This is a genomic window from Kocuria nitroreducens (assembly GCF_042879195.1).
Classification (GTDB): Bacteria; Actinomycetota; Actinomycetes; order Actinomycetales; family Micrococcaceae; genus Kocuria; species Kocuria nitroreducens.
Map to the genome: position 1 here is coordinate 124332 of NZ_JBHZTC010000001.1, position 20432 is coordinate 144763.

A 20432-nucleotide genomic window follows, 5' to 3' on the forward strand; every position below is an offset into this window, starting at 1 on the left:
CCTGTCCGCCCCGCGACCCCGTCCGCCCCACGATCCCTGACCGACCCACGATCCCTGACCGACCCATGATCCCGGGAGCTTTTCCCGGGAAGCACCAGAGGAGAGAAGGAACCATGATCAAGCAGTCCATCTTCGGCCGCATCGCCCAGCTCGCGAAGGCCAACATCAACGCCATGATCGACGCGGCCGAGGACCCGCAGCTCATGCTGGACCAGATGGTGCGCGACTACACCGAGAACATCCGGGAGGCCGAGGCCGCCGTCGCGCAGACCATCGGCAGCCTGCGCCTGCTCGAGCAGGACCACGCTGAGGACGTGCGCGAGTCCCAGGAGTGGGGCAACAAGGCCCTCGCCGCCTCGAACAAGGCCGAGGAGTACCGGGGGGCCGGCAAGGCCTCCGAGGCCGAGAAGTTCGACAATCTCGCCAAGGTCGCCCTCCAGCGCCAGATCCAGTACGAGACGGAGGCGCGGGGCGCCGAGCCGCAGATCCAGTCCCAGACCGAGGTCGTGAACAAGCTCAAGGACGGGCTCAACAAGATGCGGGGCAAGCTCCAGGAGCTGTCCAACAAGCGGGACGAGCTCAACGCCCGGCAGAAGACGGCGCAGGCGCAGTCGCAGGTCCAGGACGCGCTCAAGGCCTTCGACGTGCTGGACCCGACGAGCGAGGTGTCCCGCTTCGAGGACAAGATCCGCCGCGAGGAGGCTCGCGTCCTGGGCCAGCAGGAGCTCGCCGCGTCCTCCCTGGACGCGCAGTTCGAGTCCCTCGAGTCCCTGGGACAGCAGTCGGAGATCGAGGCGCGGCTCGCCGCGCTGAAGTCCCGGAACGCCGAGAAGATCGTCTCCTCCGAAGAGGTCTGACCCGCTCCCCTCCCCCGAGCACCCTGGAGCCCCCACGGCCGCGACCGTGGGGGCTCTTTCCCGGCCGGACCCGGGGCATGGCGAAGGCCCCCGGACCGTGACGGTCCGGGGGCCTTCCGTGGTTGCGGGGGCAAGATTTGAACTTGCGACCTCTGGGTTATGAGCCCAGCGAGCTACCGAACTGCTCCACCCCGCGGCGACAGGTACGACTATACGTGCCGCGGGGTGGGCCCGCAAATCGGCTATCCGGCGGGCTGCTCGGCGGGCTCCTCGGGGGCCGGCGCGCCCTCCGCCTCGGGGGCGACGACGCCGTCCGCCTCGAGCGCGCGCTCGATGGCGTCCTGCAACCGCTGCTGGGCCTCGCCGTAGGAGGTCCAGTCACCCTGCTGCAGGGCCTCCTCGGACTCCTGGATCGCCTGGTTGGCGTCGCTGAGGGCGTCCTCGAGGCTCGCGCCGCCGGCCGGGGACTCCGCACCGTCGTCGCCGGCCCCGTCCGGGGTCCCGGCCTCGGCGTCGTCGACGCCCGCACCCGACGACGTCTGGGCGCCGGAGTCGCCCTCGAAGACCTCGTCGAGGGCCTCCTCGAGGGTGGGCGCGAAGCCCACCTCCTCGCCGAAGCCGACGAGCACGCGCCGCAGCGTCGGGTAGGCGGCGTCGCCCGAGGACTGGACGTAGACGGGCTGGACGTAGAGCATGCCGCCGCCCGCGGGCAGGGTGAGCAGGTTGCCGTTGATGACCTCGGAGGCGCCCTGGCGGAGCAGGTTCAGCTCCGTCGAGACGTCCGTGTCCGAGTTGAACAGGTTCTGCGCCTGGCCGGGGCCGGGCACCACGGAGGAGCGCGGCAGCTCGAGGAGGCGCAGCGTGCCGTACTCGTCGCTCTTGACCCCGTCCTCGCCCGTCCCGGCGTCGGAGTTGGCGGACAGGTACCCGTACATCACGTTGCGGGTGTTGCCCGTCTCGGACTGCTGCGGGATGAAGGACGTGGTGAGGGAGAAGTTGGCCTCCTCCTCACCGGGCATCCGCATCGACAGGTAGTACGGGGGCAGCGCCACGTCGGAGTCCTGCGTCGGGTCGTTGGGCACGGACCAGACGTCGTCGTTGGCGTAGAAGCTGTTCGCGTCGGTGACGTGGTAGCGGTTGAGCAGCTCCCGCTGGACCTTGAACATGTCCTGCGGGTAGCGCACGTGCGCCATCAGCTCCGCCGACATCTCGGAGTAGGGCTGGAGCGTGTTCGGGAAGACGTTCTGCCACGCCTTCAGCACAGGGTCCTGGTCGTCCCACGCGTACAGGTTCACCGTGCCGTCGAAGGCGTTGACCGTGGCCTTGACCGAGTTGCGGATGTAGTTGACCCGCTCCGGCGGCAGGGCCGCGGCGGCGCCCTGGGCGGTCTGCGTGTCCTGCGTCGCCTCCTGCAGCACGGACGGCGTCGAGTACGGGAAGGCGTCCGAGGTGGTGTAGGCGTCCACGATCCACTGGACCTGGCCGTCGATGATGGCCGGGTACGGGGCGCCGTCGACCGTCAGGTACGGGGCGACCTTCTCGATGCGCTCGCGCGGGTCCCGGTCGTAGAGGATCTGCGACTCCGGGCGCACGGCGTCCGAGAGCAGCATGTCCGAGGACTGGAACTTGATCGAGTAGGCCAGGCGGTTGAAGAAGTTGCCGATGCTGGGCCCGCCGTTGCCGGCGAACGTCGTTTTGGCGTCACCCGCCTCGTCGCCGGCCGTCTGCGGGCGGTCCAGCTCGAGGGGCTCGTCGCCCTCCGCACCGCCGACGATCGAGTACAACGGGGAGTTCTCCCCGAAGTAGACGCGCGGCTCGTAGTCGTCCGAGATCACACCCCGGGAGGGGATCCCGGCCTGCATGAACTGCGGCTTGCCGTCCACCTCGACCCGGTTGCCGTAGGCGGCGACCACGCCGTAGCCGTGGGTGTAGACCACGTGCTGGTTGAACCACCCCTGGTTCTGGTCGGGGTTGAGCTCACGGGTGGCGATGACGGTGTCCTGGACCTCGCCGTCGATCTCGTAGCGGTCGACGTTGAGGGTGTCCGGGAACTGGTAGTAGGGGCGGAACTGCTGCAGCTGGGAGAACGCGGCCGAGACCACGTTGGGGTCCAGCAGGCGGATGTTCGACGTCGTCTCGGTGTCCTGGCGCAGGGCGCCCTGCTCGGTCTCCGTGGTGGCGTCGTACGGCATGACCTCGGCCGCGTCCAGCCCGTAGGCCGAGCGGGTGAGGTCGATGTTGCGCTGGATGTACTGGTTCTCCAGGGCCTGCTCGGTGGGCGTGACCTGGAAGCGCTGGACGATCCACGGGTAGATCCCGCCGGCCACCACGGCCACCACGAGCAGCATGGCGGTGCCGATGACCGGCAGCCGCCAGCGGCCGATGAAGGACGCGACGACGAACAGGATCGCGACGATCAGCGCGGCCGCCGCGAGGATCGCCTTGGTGGGGATCACGGCGTTGACGTCGGTGTACAGGGCGCCCGTCCACGTCCCGGACGTGGACTGCAGCGTGGAATACCGGTCCAGCCAGAAGTTCGCGGCCTGGAGCAGCAGGAACAGCGCGGCCAGCACCCCCAGGTGCACGCGCGACGCCCGGGTGGTGCTGAGTCCCCGCTCGGTGATCCGGATGCCGCCGTAGACGTAGTGCATCAGGATGCCCGCCACGCCGGCCAGCAGGATCGCCGAGACGAGGAAGCCGATCAGGAAGCGCAGGAACGGGAGGGTGAAGACGTAGAAGCCGATGTCGAGGCCGAACTGCGGGTCCTCCTGGCCGAACGGCTCCTGGTTGAGGAACAGCAGCACGGTGTCCCACTGGGTCATCGCCGTGCTCGCCGCGAAGAGCCCGAAGAGCACGGGCACGACCACCATGACGATCTTGCGCACCGGCTCCAGGGCCTCCTGGTAGCGGCGCAGATTGTCGTCCACGATGGACTCGGCCGTGATCGGCCGGCTCCGGTAGGCGAGGAAGAGGCTGGCGAACATCAGCGCAGCCACGAGCACGGCTGCGACCACGAAGATGATGATCTTCGTGACGTTCTCGGTGACGAACACGCTGAGGTATCCCAGCTGGTCGTACCACAGGACGTCCGTGTAGAGCTGCGTCAGTCCCACGAAGGCGGCCACGAGGACCAGGACGACCACGACTGTCGGCCACAGCGCACCCCGTTTCCGCCGCTGTCCTGCGGGCTGCTGCCTCGGTGGTCGGGGGGCTGTGGGTCCGGCGGTCACTGGTTACCTCTGCAATCGGGGTCGTTCGTCAGGTGTGGTGCGTGAAGTCGTGGGGTGTGGCCTGCGTCGGGGAGGAGCGCCGCCGGCGGGTCGCCGGGACACCCCGTCCATTCTGCCCGCGGGCTTCTCAGGGGTGCAATCGTGCACACGGCGCCCGTCATCGGGCGGAGCACCCCGGAAGCGCCGAGAGGTCCCCACCGGCCCCCACCGCCTCCGCGGCGGCCACGGCGTCGTCGAGGGTGCGCACGGACACGACCGTCAGCCCCTCGGGTACGTGTCCCTGCGCCTCGGCGCAGTTGCCCTCCGGTATGAGGAAGACCTCCGCCCCTGCCACCGCGGCCCCCTCGAGCTTCTGCCGGATGCCGCCGATGGGCCCCACCTCCCCCTCCGGGGTGATGGTGCCGGTGCCGGCCACGTGCCGGTCCGCGGCGATCGAGCCCGGGGTCAGCTCGTCGACGATCCCCAGGGCGAGCATGAGTCCGGCGCTCGGCCCGCCGACCTCATCGAGCTCGAAGGCCACGTCGATGGGGAAGTCGTAGGCGGCCAGCAGGAGCACGCCGAGCTGCCAGTTCCCCGACGCCTCGTCGCGCACGGTGTCCACTGCGACGTCGCGCGGCGTCCCGGAGCGTTCGACCTGCAGGGTGACGCCCCGCTCCCCCGCGGCGTCGAGGGCCGACTTGAGGGACGGCAGCGACCGGACGGGCTCCCCGTCCACGCCGCGCAGGACGTCGCCGTGCTCGAGCACCCCCTCCGCGGGGCCGCCCGGGACGGTGTCCTGCACCGACAGCCGTGTGTCGAAGTCCTCGCCCAGGTGCGTCAGCGCCGCGGCGACCGAGTCCTCCTGCGAGGTGCTCATGGCGAGCATGCTGTGCTGAGCTGCCTCCTCGTCGGAGACGTCCCGCGGATAGAGGGTCTCGGCCGGCACGACGGAGGCGGACGGGTCCAGCCAGGACCCGAGGACGGTGAGCACGTTGACGTTCTTGCTGGGCCCCCCGGTGACGTAGACCGTGGTCAGGTCCAGGACGGACTCGCTCGGATAGGTCGGGGCCCCGGAGACCCCCAGCAGCTGCCGGCCGTCGTGCTCCCCCACCGTGTTGAACGTGGGCCCGGGCGCCTCGATCACGAACGGCGCGGGCAGCACCGTCCCGGCCAGCAGCAGCCCGGCGGAGCCCAGCAGCGCCCAGGACTCGAGACCGCGGCGGCGAAGGGCACGGCGCGGGCGGGCGGATGCGGTCACGGGCGGTCCTCGGCGTCGTCGTCGGGAGGACCGGGGGCCGTGGGGCCGCCCGGTCCGGACGGTCCAGCTTATCGTGCAGGACCCCTTCCTGAGCTTCCAGCGAACTGGGAGTTGGCTCATGGTCGGCCCCGTCCCGTGCTCGCTACGCTGGGAGCAGAGACGTCGGGCGCGCCCGTGCCGCCCGATCCTTCGACCCGATTCAAGAACGGTGGACCCATGACTCCCCAGCCTCCCAACGACCGACCCGGGAACACCCCGGGGGACGACTCCGGCGACGGCCGCAAGGACCCCTTCCAGGAGATGCTCGAGCGCCTCATGGGGCAGAGCGGAATGAGCCCCGAGGACCTCCAGCGCGCCGGTGTGCCGGTGGACCCCCAGGCGATGTCCATGATGTTCCAGCAGATCCAGTCCATGATGGGCGCCGGGGCGTCCGAGGGACCGGTCAACTGGAAGCTCGCCCACGACCACGCCCGACAGATCGCCGCGGCCGACGGCGACCCGTCCGTGACCCCCGCCCAGCGCGGCGCGGTCGAGGACGCGATGCGCCTGGCCGAGCTGTGGCTGGCCGACCACACCGAGTTCGGCCAGACCTCGATCCGGCCCCAGGCGTGGTCCCGCGCGGAGTGGATCGAGGCCACCCAGGAGACCTGGAAGGACATGACGGGCCCGGTCGCGGAGTCCGTGACGAAGGCGCTCACCGACGCCCTCGCCCAGCAGCTGCCCCCCGAGCTGTCCGCCATGATGGGCGGGGCCTCCGGCATGCTCGCCGGCGCGGGCGGGATGCTGTTCGGGATCCAGCTGGGCCAGGCCATCGGCGGCCTGTCCCGCGAGGTGCTGTGCTCGACCGACATCGGCCTGCCACTCGCGGAGGGCCGCTCCGGGCTGCTGCCGGCCAGCATCAGGTCGTTCGGCGAGGGACTGGACATCCCGGCACAGGAGATCATGCTGTACGTCGCCGTGCGCGAGGCCGCCCACGTCCGCCTGTTCGCGGCGAACCCGTGGCTGCGCCAGCACATCCTGGACCTCGTCAAGCGCTTCTCCGCGGGGATCCACATCGACATGTCCCGCATCGAGGAGGCCGCCCGGGACATCGACCCGATGGACCCGTCGAGCATGCAGGAGGCCCTGTCCTCCGGGATCTTCGCCCCGCAGCAGACCCCGGACCAGGTGGTCACCCTCAAGCAGCTCGAGACGGTGCTCGCCCTCGTGGAGGGCTGGGTGCACGTGGTGACCGTCGCCTCGACCGTCAACCTGCCCTCCGCGGACGCCCTGTCCGAGACCGTCCGGCGGCGTCGCGCGTCCGGCGGGCCCGCCGAGCACGCGTTCGGCTCCCTCGTGGGGCTGGAGCTGCGTCCGCGACGGCTGCGCGAGGCCGCGCAGTTCTGGCAGTACGTCGGCGAACGACGCGGCGTGCAGGACCGGGACGGCCTGTGGGACGCCGCGGAGCTGCTGCCCACCGACGAGGACCTTGACGACCCCGCGGGATTCACCGAGCGCCGCGGGCTGCTCACGGCGTCCGAGGACGAGGTCGACGCCGCGCTCCAGCGGCTGCTCTCGGGCGGCTACGAGGGGCCCGGCACGGACGGCGGTTCCGGCCGGCCGGAGGGCGACGGGCCTCAGGACGGGGACGACTCCCGCTGATCCGCTGCGGCGCGTCCCGCGTGCCGGTGCGCCCACGCGGCGCCGTCGAGGAACGCCTGGGCCTTCTCGGCGAGGGGGTACCGGGCCTCGAGCGCCCGGAACCGGGGGCTGTGGTCGGCCTCGAGCAGGTGCGCGAGCTCGTGCACCAGCACGAAGTCGAGCACCCACTCCGGGGCCTCCTGGAGCTGCGCCGAGATCCGGATGACGCCGGTGGCTGGCGTCGCGGAGCCCCAGCGGGTGTGCTGCCGCCCGGACCACCGCACGTCCGAGGGGTGGGCGCGGTCGTCGAGGTGACGCCGCGACAGCTCCTGGGCGCGCCGCAGGAGGCGGTCGTCGGAGCGCCGGTCGGCGCCCCTGGCCGCCTCGCGGCGCCGGCGCTCCACGACCCGGGGCACCAGCTCCCGGGTCCAGTGCTCGATCTCCCGCCGGGTGGCCGTCTGCGGGACCGAGAGCACCACCGTGTCCTCGCTCCAGTGGGCGGACACGGTCTTGCGGCGGCGGGCGGAGCGGCGCACGACGACCTCGGGCTGCGACGGTACGGGCATGGGGCCATTGAACACGCCGCGGGCACGGGCCGCGAAACGTCGACCGGCGCCCGTGTGCACGGTCCGGCGACGTGGACTGTGCAGGACCCGCCGGCGGGCGCGCAGCGGTCACGGTCCGGGCGAGAGTGACGGCGTCCCGCCCGCGCGTCCCGGAAGGCGTCCCGTGCCCACCACCCCGTTCCCCGGCTCTCATCAGGCTCCCCACCACGGCCCGGAGCTGCGCCTGTCCTGCCTCGAGCGTCCCCGCCCGGAGGAGGTGCACGTCCTGCTCCTGGGCCTGGACGGCCTCGCGGCGGCGCTGGCCGTGCGTCTGCTGCGCTGCGGCGTGCTCGGGCTCAACGTCAGCGACCCCGGGCCCGTGACGACCTCCGACCTGGGGACCGGCGCGTACCGGCCCGCCGACGTCGGCCGGAGCCGGGAGGCGGCCCTGCGGCAGAGGCTGCGCGAGCTCGACCCCCGGTGTGCTCCCGTCAGCGCGCCGGAGCTGTTCCCCGGTGCGCTGCTGCCGGGCACCGTCGTCGTGCACAGCGCCGGGCACCCTGCACCGGACGGCCGGCTCCGGCCCGGAGCAGTGGCACCGGACGCGTGGCCGGGGATCGATCCCCGGCACCCTCTGGTGTCGCTGCACCACGCCGACGGCGTGCTGCTGCGCTGGCCCACCGTCCCGTGGGCGCACCGGCCGTGCCCGGACTGCGTGCGAGCGACGCTCGACGGCCGGGAGCCCGGCGCGGTCCCGCACGGTCCCGCCGCCGTCCTCGCGGCGTGGGCTGCGCCGGCCCACGCGGAGGCCGTCGCGGTCCGCCTGGCCGTCGAGGTGCTCGCGGTGGCCCTGGACTCGCTGTGCGCCGCCGACGGCCGGGGGCAGGGGTCCGAGGCCCGGGAGCAGACCGGTGCTCGACACGCCGCCCTCTACACCCCGCCGTGGCCGGACGCGGTGTCCTGGCCGGAGCTCGACCGGAGCCGGTGCCTGTGCGGGCTCGATCAGGAGTGAGCGCGGACGTCCCGCGGGCGGGCACGGCGCCGGGGCGGGCGTGGCCCGTCCGTCTCGCGCAGGGCGTCGAGGAACCGTGAGGGCTTGCGCGTGGGCCGGCCGCCCGGAGTGCGAGACAGGGTCCAGGAGAGCACCAGGTGCTCACGGGCCCGGGTGATGCCCACGTACAGCAGCCGGCGCTCCTCGTCGATCTCGTCCGCGGTCTCGGCGAAGCCGATCGGCATCAGGCCCTCGCTCAGGCCGGCCAGGAACACGGCGTCCCACTCCAGGCCCTTGGCCGAGTGCAGGGACGCCAGGGTCACCCCGTTCATCACGGGGGCGTCCTGCTGGGCCATGCGCCGCTCGAGCTCCGCTGCGAAGTCGGGGAGCACGAACGGCTCCTCGCGGGCCCCCGCCTCCGCCGCCATCCGGTCCGCGAGGGAGACGAGCGCGGCCAGCGACTCCCAGCGCTCGCGCACCGCGCCCGTGGAGCGCGGCGCCCGGTCGGAGTAGCCCAGGGAGGAGAGGATGTCGCGCACCAGGCGCGTGGGCTCGTCCGAGGCCTCGGCCGCCCGCGCCGCCGTGCGCAGCTGCACCACGGCCTGCTTGACCTCGGTCCGGTTGAAGAACCGTTCCGTGCCGCGCAGCTGGAAGCCGATGCCCGCCTCCGCGAGCGCGGTCTCGAAGGCCTGGGACTGGCCGTTGGTGCGGAAGAGGACGGCGATCTCGGCCGCGGGCACGCCGTCGTCGATCAGGTCCCGGATGCGCGCTGCTGTTCCGGCCGCCTCGGCCTCGTCGTCCGCGTACTCGTTCCAGGACGGGGGCGGACCGTCCGGGCGCTGCGCCACGAGGCGCAGCGGCGTGGCCCAGCCGCCGGGGGTCGACCCCGGCGCCGGCCGGCGGGCGGCGAGCAGGCGGTTGGCGGTCTCCACGACCTGCGGGGTGGAGCGGTAGTCGCGCACGAGCTCGATCACCCGCGCCTGCGGGTGGCGGGCCGGGAACTCGAGCAGGTGCTGGGAGGTGGCACCGGTGAAGGAGTAGATCGTCTGGGAGGCGTCGCCCACCACGCAGACGTCGTCCCTGCCCCCGAGCCAGGCGTCGAGGAGTCGCTGCTGGAGCGGGGAGACGTCCTGGTACTCGTCGACCACGAAGTGCCGGTACTGCTCGCGCACGGTCGCGGCGACGCGCTCGTCCTCCTCGAGCACGGCCACCGTGAGCAGCAGGACGTCCTCGAAGTCGATGAGGAGCCGGTCGGTCTTGAGCTCCTCGTAGGACTGGTAGAGGCGCTGGACCGTGCGCACGTCGTAGTTGAGCGGCATCTCCCGCCCGGCGGCCCGGGTCGGGTAGGTGTCGGGGGTCAGCATCGAGACCTTCGCCCACTCGATCTCGGCGGCGAGGTCCCGCACGGCCGCACGGTCCGTGGACAGGCGCATGTTCTGGGCGGCCTCGGTGATGAGCCGCGCCTTGTGCTCCACGAGCCCGGGCAGGGGCCCGCCCACGGCCTGGGGCCAGAAGTACTGCAGCTGGCGCAGGGCCGCGGCGTGGAACGTGCGCGTCTGCACCCCGGCGGCCCCGAGCCCGCGCAGCCGGTTGCGCATCTCGTTGGCGGCCCGGGCCGTGAACGTCAGGGCCAGGACCTTCTGCGGGGTGTAGACGCCCGTGGCGATGCCGTAGGCAATCCGGTGCGTGATGGCCCGGGTCTTGCCCGTGCCGGCGCCCGCGAGCACGCACACGGGTCCGCGCAGCGTCGTCGCGACCTCCCGCTGCTCGGGGTCCAGGCCGGCGAGGATGCGCTCCTCGAGCGTCGACTCCTCGTCCGTGGCGGTCTCGTCCCCGGTCACCACGCGGTCTCCGGGAGGTCCTCGCCGAGCCAGTGCGCGATGAGCGCGTGCGCGATGGAGACCCGTCCGGGGAGGGTCACCGACCCCGTGCGTGCCGCCTCCTGCAGCTGCGCCCGCGTGAACCAGCGCAGCTCCAGAATCTCCTGGCCGTCCGGGACGGCCGCGCCGGAGTGCACCACGGCCCGGCAGCCGAGCATGAGGGAGCGCGGGAACGGCCAGGGCTGGGAGCCCAGGTACTGCACGTCCCCCACGGTCAGACCCGCCTCCTCGGCGACCTCCCGCACCACGGCCTGCTCCAGGGACTCCCCCGGTTCCACGAACCCGGCGAGGGTCGAGAACCGGTTGCCCTTCCAGAGCGCGGAGCGGCCCAGCAGCAGCCGCTCCCGGGCGGGATCGGGGTCGCCGTCGCTGACCGCCACGATGATCGCGGGGTCGGTGCGCGGGAAGTGCAGGGAGTCGTCGTTGCGGCACTGCCGGGCCCACCCGGAGCGGATCACCTCGGTGGGCTCCCCGCACTGCGGGCACCGGGGGTGGTCACGGTGCCACAGGCCCACCGACTGGGCGGTGACGAGCAGCGAGGTGTCCCCGGTCGGCAGCACCGGGCCGAGCTCCCGCAGGCCCGCCCAGCGCAGCTCTTCCCCGCCCCGGGCGGCGGCGAACGCGGTGACCGCCGCCACGAGGGGCTCGGGCACCGCGAAGGGCTCCGCGCCGGCGTCCTCGCTCCCGGGCTCGGGGGCGGCGACGGCGCGCAGCAGGACCCGGGGGCCGCGGGCTCCGTCGGCGCCGGGCAACCGGCCCAGGTAGACCTCCGGCCGGCGCGGGTCGTGGGGCACGGCCGGGAGCTCGGCCGCGGGCACCAGGACCAGGGTGTCGCCGGCCACGGGGGCGAGACCGCCCGCGAGCACGAGGACGAGCGTGGTGGGGTCCTGCGCGGCGAGCACGCGCACGTCCTGGAGCTCGCGGTCGACGGCGTCCCGGTCGAAGGCTGCCGCCGCGAACGGCATGCGGGCCGGCGAGAGCCGCTCGGGGGCGGGCACGGGGCGGGAGCCGGGGACGGGCTCGGGAGGGGTGGAGGCGGGCACGTCCCCCACTGTAGCGACCCGGGCGGACCGCAGGCCCGGGCGGGTGGGGACGGGACGGCGGCGCTGCCCCTGGCCTCGCCTCTTGTAGGGTGGACGCCGTGAGCACGTCCCTCGAGCACCTGGCCGCCGTCGCCGCCGCAGGCGTCCCCGGACTCGCGCCCGTGGCCGTGGGCCCCTCCCCCGACGACGACGCCGACTTCCGCTCCGCCGTGGTCCTCGACGCCTCCGGCCGGCGCTGGCGGGTGCGTTGCCCGCTGAGCCCGGAGGCGAGCGTGCGCCTGGAGACCGAGCACCTCGTGCTCCGCTCCTTCACCCCCGCCGTACGGTCCCGTCTCCCGTTCCTGGTCCCCACCGCCGCGGGCTCCGTCGCGCACGGGGACCTGCACGCCTTCGTGCACTCCCACATCGAGGGCGCCCCGCTGGACATCGACGCGCTCGCCCGCATGGCCGCCGAGCCGGACCCCGCGCACCACCGGCACGTGCCGAGCGCCGAACCGCCTCCCACGCTCGCCGTGCAGCTCGGGCGGCTGCTGGCCGCGATCCACGCACTGCCGACCGCCCTGGTCCTGGACGCCGATCTGCCCGGTTACACCGCCGAGCTGTGCCGGCAGCGGCGCCTCGCGGAGCTGCGCCGGGCCGCTGACACGCAGCGCGTGCCGTCCGCGCTGCTGCGCCGCTGGGAGCGGGTCCTGGAGGACCGTGCCGTGTGGCGGTTCCGGCCGCGCGTGGTCCACGGCGACCTGCAGGAGGACGACCTCGTGATCTCCCTCGGGCGGGTGCGCGGGGTGACCGGGTGGACCGATCTGCACGTGGGAGATCCCGCCGAGGACTTCGCCTGGCTCCTCGCGGCGCGCGACGCCCGACTCGCCGAGGGAGTGCTGGAGGCCTACGCGGCGGCGTGCCGCCGGACGTCCTTCCAGGCGCCCGACGGCGCACCGGACCCGCACCTGCTGGACCGGGCCCGGCTGAACGCCGAGCTCGCCCTCGCGCAGTGGCTCGTGCGCGGCGTGGACCGCGGCGCGCAGGACCTGGTGGCCGACGCGGAGCAGATGCTCGCCACGCTCGAGCAGGACGTCGCCCGGCGCCCCGACACGGCACCGGGCGCGGCCGTCCCCGAGGGCGTGCCGGGCGCCCCCGTGCGGGACGGCGCTCCCGAGGACACGGTCGCTGACCGCTCGCCCGGGGGTCCCGTCCCGGCCGGCACGCCCGAGGGCACTCCCTCGCCCGGGACGCCCGGGGCCTCCTCCGGCGGGACGCCGCAGGCGGGGCCCGCCGGGTCCGGCTAGGGGCGCAGCACCACGTCGTAGGCCTCCCGGACCACCGCCTCGAGCTCCTCGACCCCGGACAGGTCGTGCGGGCGGACGACCCGGTCCTCGGCCACGTAGTAGAAGGCGGCGGTGACCTCCTCGAGCGGGACGGCCCTCAGCCGGGACCACGCGAGCCGGTACACGGCCAGCTGCGCCGACCGCTCCCGCAGCTCCCGGCCGGTCGGTGCCCGCCCCGTCTTCCAGTCGACCAGCTCCCACGTGCCGTCGCCGTTGCGGAAGACGGCGTCCACCCGGCCGCGGACCGTGACCCCGGCGATCGGGGTCTCGAGGGGGAGCTCCACGGCGTACGGCTGGCGGTCCGCCCACGGGCTCGACCGGAACGTCGCGGCGAGCTCGGGGAGGTCGTAGGCCGCGTCGACGTGGTCGTCGGCGGTCCCGGGCAGCTCCCCGACGTCGAAGATCGCGGAGCTGCCGTAGTACTGCTCGATCCAGGCGTGGAAGGTGGTGCCCCGCCGCGCCGCCGTGCCGGGCCGGCGCGGCATGGGCCGGCGCAGGCCCGACACGACCTCGAGCGGGTCGCGCGCCAGCGCCACGAGGGTCGACGCCGAGACGTGGGACGGCATGGGGACGGTCCGCTCGGTCCGGCCGTCCTCGTGCCGGGCGAGCAGGATCTTCGCCTCCTCGGACCACCGGCGCGGGTCGGGGGCGAGCCCGTCCCGCTCCGCGACGCCGAGCAGGTCCTCGACGTCGAGGTCCGCGGTGTCCTCGAACCCGCGCTCGCGGACCGCGCGGGCGGCCCGCTCGAGCAGGACCCGGCGGCCGAGGTGCAGGGGCGGGCTCACGCGCACGGCGCTCTGCCCGCTCTCGTCCGTCACGGTCTCGGTGACCTCGGGGCCCTCCAGCGGGTCGTACGGCCACGGCGCGCTCAACACGGTGGACGCGGCCGGGTTGCGCGCCCCCGCCGGCGCCTCCGCCCAGGGGCCGGGGCGGACGGGCGGCTCGGGGCCCTCGGTCAGCGGCGCCAGCTCCGCGACGAACACGGAGGGCTCCTGTCCCTTCGCGGCCGTGCCCCGGAACACCGTGCAGGACAGCTCCAGGACTTCCCGGGCCCGGGTCACGGCCACGTAGGCGAGGCGACGCTCCTCGTCCTGGGCGTGCTGGGCGGCGAGCTCCAGGAACTCCGCGTGGGACTCCTCGAGGGCCTTGAGGTCGGTCGTGTCCACGGCCCACTGCGGCAGGAACCGGGCGTCACCGCGCAGCGGCCAGGCCAGGGCGCCGGTGTCGAGCGTCCAGCGGGAGGGCCTGTCGGTCGGGAAGTTCCCGGCGTTGAGGCCCGGGACGTAGACGTGGTCCCACTCGAGTCCCTTGGAGGCGTGGACCGTGACGAGCTGCACGGCGTCGTGCCGCGTGCGGTCGGGACCGGGCTCGAGCCCGTTCTCCTCGGCGAGGGTGACGTCGAGCCACGCGAGGAAGGCCGAGACGTCGCTGGTCGCGGAGAACGCGGTGAAGGACTGCGCGGCCTCGTGGAAGGCGTCCAGGTTGCGCCGCGCCTGGTGGACGGGACGGTGCGGGTGCGCAGCGACCTCGACGTCGAGCCCCAGGACCGTCTCGACCTCGTGCAGCAGGCTCGGCAGGTCGTCGGAGAGGAAGGAGTGGAGGTGGTCGAGCTCGGCCCGCAGCCTGGTCAGGCGCTCCCGCGCGGTCCCGGACAGGGTACGGGCGTGCGCGGAGGTCCAGCCGGGCCACGGGAGGGTCTCGAGGGCCTCGATCAAGGACGCGTGGTCGGAGAGATCGGGCTCGACGAGGGCCTCCTCCTGGGCCTCCTCCGCGGTCACCGGGCTCTCCAGGTCCTCGGCCCGGCCCGCCTGCGCGGCCTCCGTGCGGCGGCGTTCCAGGTGCGACGCCCAGTCGGCGAGGGCCATGAGGTCCCGGGTCCCGATCCGCCACCGGGCGCCCGCCAGCAGCCGCACGAGGGCGTCGGAGCGACCGGGGTCGTCCAGCACCCGGAGGGTCGCGACGACGTCGGAGACCTCCGGCGTACTGAGCAGCCCGCCCAGGCCCACGACCTCGTAGGGGATGCCCCGGGCGGCGAGCTCCCGGCGCACCGGCTCGATCTGGGAGCGCTTGCGGCAGAGCACCGCCATGGTGGGCATCTGCTCCTCCGGGTCGCCCCGGTGCTGCTCCCGGCGGCCCCGGACGCGCTCCGCGACCGCGACGGCCTCCTCGACGTCGGTCGCGTACCGGCTGATCCGCACCCGGCCGGTGCCCGCGCCGGGCCGGGGAGTGAGCTCGGGGACGGCGAGGGTGGACGTGCTGCGCGCCCACGCCGGCAGGGTCCGCAGCGGTGCGGCGACGGTGTTGGCGACGTCGAGGATGCGCGCGTCGTTGCGCCACGCCGTGGTGAGGAAGCTGGGCTCCCCGTCCTGGCCCGGTGGGACCGGGAAGGAGTCGTAGAAGCCGAACAGCTGCCCGGACGAGGCCCCGCGGAAGCCGTAGATCGACTGCTGGGGGTCGCCCACGGCCATCACCGAGTGCCCGTGCCCGAAGAGGGCGGCGAAGAGCCGCAGCTGGGCGTGCGAGGTGTCCTGGAACTCGTCGAGCAGCACCACCCGGTGCCGTCCGCGCTCGGTCCGGCGGGCGGCCGGGTCCTGCTCCGCCAGCCGGGCGGCGGCGGAGAGCAGGTCACCGAAGTCCATGGCCTGGGCCTCGTGCTTGCGCCGGGAGAAGTCGGCCACGAGCTCGGCGAGGACCCACGCGGTGCGCTGGTTGTCCTCGACCTTCTTCAGCTGGGCGCCCAGGGTCTTCTTCCGGCGCCCCGGGGGTGTCGTGGCCAGCGCGCCGAGCAGCCGGGCGGCGAAGCGCTCCACGTCCGCCGGGTCCACGAGGTGCTCCGCGCACGCGGAAGCGAGGTCCAGGACCGCGGCGACCATGGTCGACTTCGCGGGCATGGTCTCGAGCAGCTCCCCGGTCCAGGCCTCCACGGTCTGCGCGGCGATCTGCCACGTGCGGGCCTGGCCGAGCAGCGTGGTGTCCGGCTCGATCCCGATCCGCAGACCGTGGTTGCGCACGAGGGTGTTGGCGTAGGAGTGATAGGTGCTGACCGTGGGGTCCTGGGGAGCGGCCGGGAGGTCCTCAGCCTCGTCGCCGGCGGGCGCGACGAGCCCCTGGGCGCGCAGCCGGGCGAGCCGGGAACGCATGCGCTCCCCCAGCTCCCCGGCGGCCTTGCGGGTGAAGGTCACGCCGAGGACCTGGTCCGGGGCGACGACGCCGTTGGCCACGAGCCAGACCACCCGGTCGACCATGGTGGCGGTCTTGCCCGAGCCCGCGCCCGCGACGACCAGCCGGGGGGTGAGCGGGGCCGAGATCACCGCGGACTGCTGGGCCGTGGGAAGGTTGCCGCCGAGCAGATCGGCGAGCTCCTCGGGGCTGTACCGGGGCTCCACGCCGCCGTAGGGGTGCTCGGCGGCGTCGGGCCGGGTGCCGTCGTCGGTGGTGCCGGAGGCATCGGTCATGGGCGCTGTCGTCTCCTGCTGTCCGGGTGGTACGGGTTTGGGGGCCGTCCTCACGGTTCGCTCACCTGCCGCCCCTCGGCGCACAGCGGGCAGATCTGCGGCAGCTTGCACCCGTGCCCGCTGAAGGTGCCCTCGGCCTGGTCGTGGCGGGCGGTGAACCGTTCACCGGCCACGAGCTCCGCGGCCCGGGTGATCAGCTCCCGCGCCCACGTGGCGTCCGGGTCGAGGGGGTCCTGCTGCTGCACGGAGGGGGACTTCGCCCGGGTGCCGAGCTGGACGAGCAGGGCGCCGCCGGAGAGCTCCGTCACGGTGCCGTCGGGCAGCTCGAGGACGGCCTCGTCCTCGCCGGCGACCATGGCCGTGCCCGCACCCGCCGTGAGCGCCACCTGGTAGGCCGCGAGCTGCGGGTGCTCGGCGATCTTCGCCCCGGCCGGCTGGTTCCGGCCGGTCTTGAGGTCGACGACGACGTAGCGGCCCTGCTCGTCGAGCTCGAGTCGATCGACGCGGCCCCGGAGCAGGGCGTCGCGCGCCCGCCCCTGGACGAGCACGCTGAACGCCCCCTCCACGGAGGCCAGCCGGCGGCCGTGCTTGCTGCGGGCATCCAGGACGTACTGGGCGAACTTGCGCAGCATCTGCCGGGCGCGCTCGAGCTGGACCGCGGACTCCCAGGTGTCCGGCAGTCCCAGCGTGGGCCAGCGGCGCTCGAGCTCGGCGACGAGCTCGGCGCCCGACGCCTCCGGCAGCTCCTCGGCGACGGCGTGCACGAGCGAGCCGAGGCTGCGGCTCAGGTCGGTCGCGGCCTCGGCCCGCGAGGCGGCCACGAACCAGTCGAGGGGGGACCGGTGGATGGTCTCGATCCGGGACGGGGAGACGGGCACGGGGACCCCGTCGTCGAAGACGGGCGCCGTGCTCGAGAGCTCCGCGGCGCCCCACCAGGTGTCGGGATGGGCGCCGGGCACCGGGCGCGGGGAGGAGGCGATGCGGTGGAGCAGCCGGGCCGCGGCCTCCGAGCGCACCGGGTCCTCCTCGTGCAGCTGGACCCACTGCCGCAGCTCGGCCACGAGGGCGCGCAGCGTCATGGGCCGGGGGGCGTCCACCACGGCCCGGGCGCCGTCCCCGGGGCGTGACCCCGGCGGGTCGACCAGGTCCAGGAACTCCGAGGGCTGCTCGTCCTCGCCGGAGGCCGCCGTGACCACGAGCGTGCCGCTGCTGCGGGAGACCGCGGCGGAGAAGGAGCGCAGCTCGTCGTGGCGGACCTCCCGCATCCGCGTCACGGGGGTGACCCGCGCGGCCGGGTCGACGCCGAGGTCGAGCGCGTCGGTGAGCAGGTCCGCGCCGAGCAGCTGCCCGCGCAGGCGGGTGTTGGGCCACACGCCCTCCTGCACCCCGGCGACGAAGACCACGGGCCAGTGCCGGCCCGCGGCGGTGGCGGGCGTCATGATCTCGACCGTCTCGTCGGTCGGGGCGCGGGCGGCCAAGGTGTCCATGGGCAGCTCCTGGTTGTCGATGTAGTCCAGGAACTGTGCGGGGCCGGCCCCCGGAAGGTGGTCGACGTAGCGCTCGGCCGACTCGAACAGCCCCACCACGGCGTCGAGGTCGCGGTCGGCCCGCTCTCCCGCCGGGCCGCCCTCCAGCGCGCGGCGCCGCCAGGACTCGGCGACCCCGGCGGCCTCCCACAGCGCCCACAGCACGGTCTCGGCCGTGGCACCCTCCTCCTGGAGTGCGCGGGTTCCGGCCGTGAGCATCCGGGCGATCCTGCGGGCCGGCACGGAGCGCACGCCGGCGGCGTCGAGCGCCCCGGGGGCCACGAGGGCCTCCACGAGCAGGTCGTCGCTGGTGCGCAGACCACCCGCGGCGAGCTCCTCCGCCCGGAGCCGCTGACGGAGCCGGCGGACGTCCATCGGGGAGGCGTTGCCGATCCGCGAGGACAGCAGGTCGACGGCCGCCTGGACGGTGAGGGCGCCGAAGTGCGCGTCCTCCTCGCGGCCCGCGGCCGCGGCGGCCGCCTCGGTCACGATGCGCAGGGCCCCCAGCAGCGGGCGCACCGCGGGCTCGTCGCGCACCGGCGTCTCCGCGGCGGAGGTGCTGACGGGCACGCCGAGGGCGGAGAGCTGTCGCTCGAGGCCCTCCAGGTAGCGGCCGTTGCGCACGACCACGGCCATGTCCGCCAGCGGGACCCCGTGCACCAGGTGGCGCTCCAGGACCTGGTGCGCGATCCAGCGTGCCTCGTGCAGCGGCGACGAGAGCACCACCGTGGTGACCTCACCCTGCGCGGACGCGGCGTCCGCGCTGACCCGGGCGTCCCCGGTGCCGTCGGCGGGCCGGAGGACGCGGGGGTGTCGGGCGCCCGCGACGGCGGGGATCCGCTCGGCCACGCGCTGCCACACCTCCGCGACGGCCCCGGGCATCCGACGGCTCGTGCCCAGGTGATGCCGCCGGAGGGGGCGTGCGGGCTCGGCGAGCCGGTCCTCGAGGGTGCGCAGCAGGTCCGGCCGGGCCCCGCGGAAGCCTTGGACCACGGTGTCCGTGCAGGCCGTCATGACGGTGTCCCGTCCCCGGCACAGTACGGCGAGCAGCCGGTGGATCGAGGGCGTCGCCTCGTGCAGGTCGTCCACCAGGACGAGGTCGAGGCGCTCCTGCTCGGCCCGCAGGAACTCCGGCTGCTCCTCGAGGACCCGTGCGGCCTCGGTCACGAGGGCGGCGGGGTCGTAGGACTCCGGCATCCGCAGCCGGCGCACGGCCTGGTACTCGGCCTGCATCGTGGCGGCCGCCGCCCAGTCCGGGCGCCCGAGTCGCCGGGCGAGGCGCCGGAGGTCGTCGGGGGCGAGGTCGTACTCGGACATGCGGTCGAAGAGCTCGCGCACCTGCTGGCGGAAGCCGCGGGTGGCCAGTGCCTCCCGGAGGTCCGGAGGCCACACGACGGAGGCACCGAACCCGGCGGCGTGCCCGGCCATGAGCTCGCCGATGAGCACGTCCTGCTCCGGGCCGGACAGCAGCTTGGGACCGTGCGCGACGCCCGGGAGCAACCCCTGGTTCTGGCCCCGCCGGAGCAGGTCGAAGGCGTAGGCCTGCCATGCCCGCACGGGCGGGGAACTCATGGTGGCCGAGACCGCGGCCGTGAGGTCGTCCCGCAGCCGGGAGGCCGAGAGCCGGGACGGCGTGAGCACGAGCAGCCGGTCCGGGTCCAGGCCGTCGCCGATCCGGCGCGCCGCCAGCTCCACGAGGACCCGGGTCCGCCCGGTCCCGGGCCCACCCAGCACGAGCCGCGGTCCGCACCCGGCGGGGAGACCGGCGATCTCCTCCTGCTGGTCGCACGGGCGCCACGGGGTGCGTTGCGGCTCCGAGCCGTGCGGGGGCACCAGGCTCCAGCGCACCGGACCCGCCCCGGGCGCGACGTGGCTCGGGGCGTGGATGCAGTCCTCGGAGTGGCGCATGGGTCTCATCCCATCACGGAGCACCGACGGTCTAACAGCTCGTTGCCACCCGTGCGGTGACCCGCCGGTGCACTCCGCGCCCGTCAGGGGTCCCTCGGCGGGCGCTCCAGCGAGGCCCTCATCCGACGGGCCGGCCGCCGTGCGCACTCCGCCTCCCCCACCCGCAGGTGAGCACGAGCGACCGGCAGAGAGCGGGGTCGTCGTGGACCCACAGGGCGTCCACGTACGGTTCCCGTGCTTCGTCCGAGTCGGCGTCGATTGCCCCGACGGAGCACCCGTGGCGAACCGTCGAGGTGCGGCCTTGGAGGAGCAACCGCTGACCACGGGGTCGGTCCTGCGCCCCGAGGCGGGCACCGCGAACCGGCTCCTGGGGAGCCCGGTCACCGCCGAGGTCACCGGTGCCCGGACCCGAGGCCGGTCGACGGTGCTCGAGTTCCGCAGTCCTCCCGGTTTCGTGCCACCGCTGCACCGGCACCTCGTGGAGGACGAGTGCTTCCACGTGATCCCGGGGCCGCCCGGTCCCGGTGCGACGACGAGACCTTCGAGGCCCACGAGGGTGACGTCGTCCTGCTGCCCGCCGGATCGGCGCACAGTTTCGGGGTGCGGGGCGACGAGCCGTTGCGGACGCTGCAGCTGACCGTCCCGGCCGGCTTCGAGGAGTCCACCGCCGAGGCGGGCGAGCCTGCCCCGCAACGGGAGCTGCCCGCACCAGGACCGGTGGACCCCGCCGCGCTGCAGGCCGCGGCCGCCCGGCACGGCATCGAGATCCGCGCTCCGTCTCCGGCGGACGGGCGTGACGGGTCGGAGGCGGCCGG

Annotated in this window: 11 protein-coding genes, 1 tRNA gene and 1 pseudogene; 5 read left to right on the forward strand and 8 right to left on the reverse strand. The window is 74.3% G+C overall.

Annotated elements, in window-relative coordinates:
• Positions 1 to 113: 113 nt before the first annotated feature.
• Positions 114 to 857 carry a PspA/IM30 family protein gene (locus tag ACFYE1_RS00585; RefSeq protein WP_387738842.1) on the forward strand — a complete coding sequence of 248 codons (744 nt, stop codon included), beginning with the start codon at positions 114 to 116 and terminating at the stop codon, positions 855 to 857.
• Between the two features lie 119 nt (positions 858 to 976).
• Here ACFYE1_RS00585 and ACFYE1_RS00590 read toward each other — a convergent pair.
• The 3 genes from ACFYE1_RS00590 to ACFYE1_RS00600 form a co-directional block, all read right to left on the reverse strand.
• Positions 977 to 1053 (reverse strand) — tRNA-Met (locus ACFYE1_RS00590).
• Positions 1054 to 1099: 46 nt separating this feature from the next.
• Positions 1100 to 4087, reverse strand: coding sequence for a UPF0182 family membrane protein (locus ACFYE1_RS00595; protein ID WP_387738844.1), 2988 nt, complete (start codon positions 4085 to 4087; stop codon positions 1100 to 1102).
• Positions 4088 to 4244: 157 nt separating this feature from the next.
• Complete coding sequence (locus tag ACFYE1_RS00600) at positions 4245 to 5324, reverse strand: YlbL family protein (RefSeq protein ID WP_387738846.1); 1080 nt, start codon at positions 5322 to 5324, stop codon at positions 4245 to 4247.
• Positions 5325 to 5540: 216 nt separating this feature from the next.
• On the opposite strand from ACFYE1_RS00600, the gene ACFYE1_RS00605 reads away from it, so the two are divergent.
• Positions 5541 to 6965 (forward strand): zinc-dependent metalloprotease, encoded by a 1425-nt coding sequence (locus tag ACFYE1_RS00605; RefSeq protein ID WP_387738847.1) that lies wholly within the window; start codon positions 5541 to 5543, stop codon positions 6963 to 6965.
• Here ACFYE1_RS00605 and ACFYE1_RS00610 read toward each other — a convergent pair.
• Positions 6941 to 7510: a M48 metallopeptidase family protein gene (locus tag ACFYE1_RS00610; RefSeq protein WP_387738849.1), complete on the reverse strand. Its 570-nt coding sequence runs from the start codon at positions 7508 to 7510 to the stop codon at positions 6941 to 6943. The genes ACFYE1_RS00605 and ACFYE1_RS00610 overlap by 25 nt on opposite strands.
• 163 nt (positions 7511 to 7673) lie before the next feature.
• On the opposite strand from ACFYE1_RS00610, the gene ACFYE1_RS00615 reads away from it, so the two are divergent.
• Positions 7674 to 8501 (forward strand): ThiF family adenylyltransferase, encoded by an 828-nt coding sequence (locus ACFYE1_RS00615; protein ID WP_387738851.1) that lies wholly within the window; start codon positions 7674 to 7676, stop codon positions 8499 to 8501.
• Here ACFYE1_RS00615 and ACFYE1_RS00620 read toward each other — a convergent pair.
• Together ACFYE1_RS00620 and nudC are read right to left on the reverse strand one after the other, a co-directional pair.
• Positions 8492 to 10324 carry an ATP-dependent helicase gene (locus ACFYE1_RS00620; protein ID WP_387738853.1) on the reverse strand — a complete coding sequence of 611 codons (1833 nt, stop codon included), beginning with the start codon at positions 10322 to 10324 and terminating at the stop codon, positions 8492 to 8494. The two genes, ACFYE1_RS00615 and ACFYE1_RS00620, sit on opposite strands and share 10 nt — an antisense overlap.
• Positions 10318 to 11403, reverse strand: a complete 1086-nt coding sequence (gene nudC / locus ACFYE1_RS00625; RefSeq protein WP_387738855.1) for an NAD(+) diphosphatase — start codon at positions 11401 to 11403, stop codon at positions 10318 to 10320. Before nudC ends, ACFYE1_RS00620 begins: the two co-directional genes overlap by 7 nt.
• 98 nt (positions 11404 to 11501) lie before the next feature.
• Here nudC and ACFYE1_RS00630 point away from each other — a divergent pair, with 98 nt between their 5' ends.
• Positions 11502 to 12689, forward strand: coding sequence for a phosphotransferase (locus ACFYE1_RS00630; RefSeq protein WP_387738857.1), 1188 nt, complete (start codon positions 11502 to 11504; stop codon positions 12687 to 12689).
• Here ACFYE1_RS00630 and ACFYE1_RS00635 read toward each other — a convergent pair.
• Both ACFYE1_RS00635 and ACFYE1_RS00640 read right to left on the reverse strand, forming a co-directional pair.
• Positions 12686 to 16183 carry an ATP-dependent helicase gene (locus ACFYE1_RS00635; protein WP_387738859.1) on the reverse strand — a complete coding sequence of 1166 codons (3498 nt, stop codon included), beginning with the start codon at positions 16181 to 16183 and terminating at the stop codon, positions 12686 to 12688. The two genes, ACFYE1_RS00630 and ACFYE1_RS00635, sit on opposite strands and share 4 nt — an antisense overlap.
• Positions 16184 to 16233: 50 nt before the next feature.
• Positions 16234 to 19617: an ATP-dependent helicase gene (locus ACFYE1_RS00640; protein ID WP_387738861.1), complete on the reverse strand. Its 3384-nt coding sequence runs from the start codon at positions 19615 to 19617 to the stop codon at positions 16234 to 16236.
• A gap of 489 nt (positions 19618 to 20106) precedes the next feature.
• Here ACFYE1_RS00640 and ACFYE1_RS00645 point away from each other — a divergent pair.
• Positions 20107 to 20346 (forward strand): annotated as a pseudogene (locus tag ACFYE1_RS00645) (cupin domain-containing protein); the annotation flags it as partial.
• Positions 20347 to 20432 lie beyond the last annotated feature (86 nt).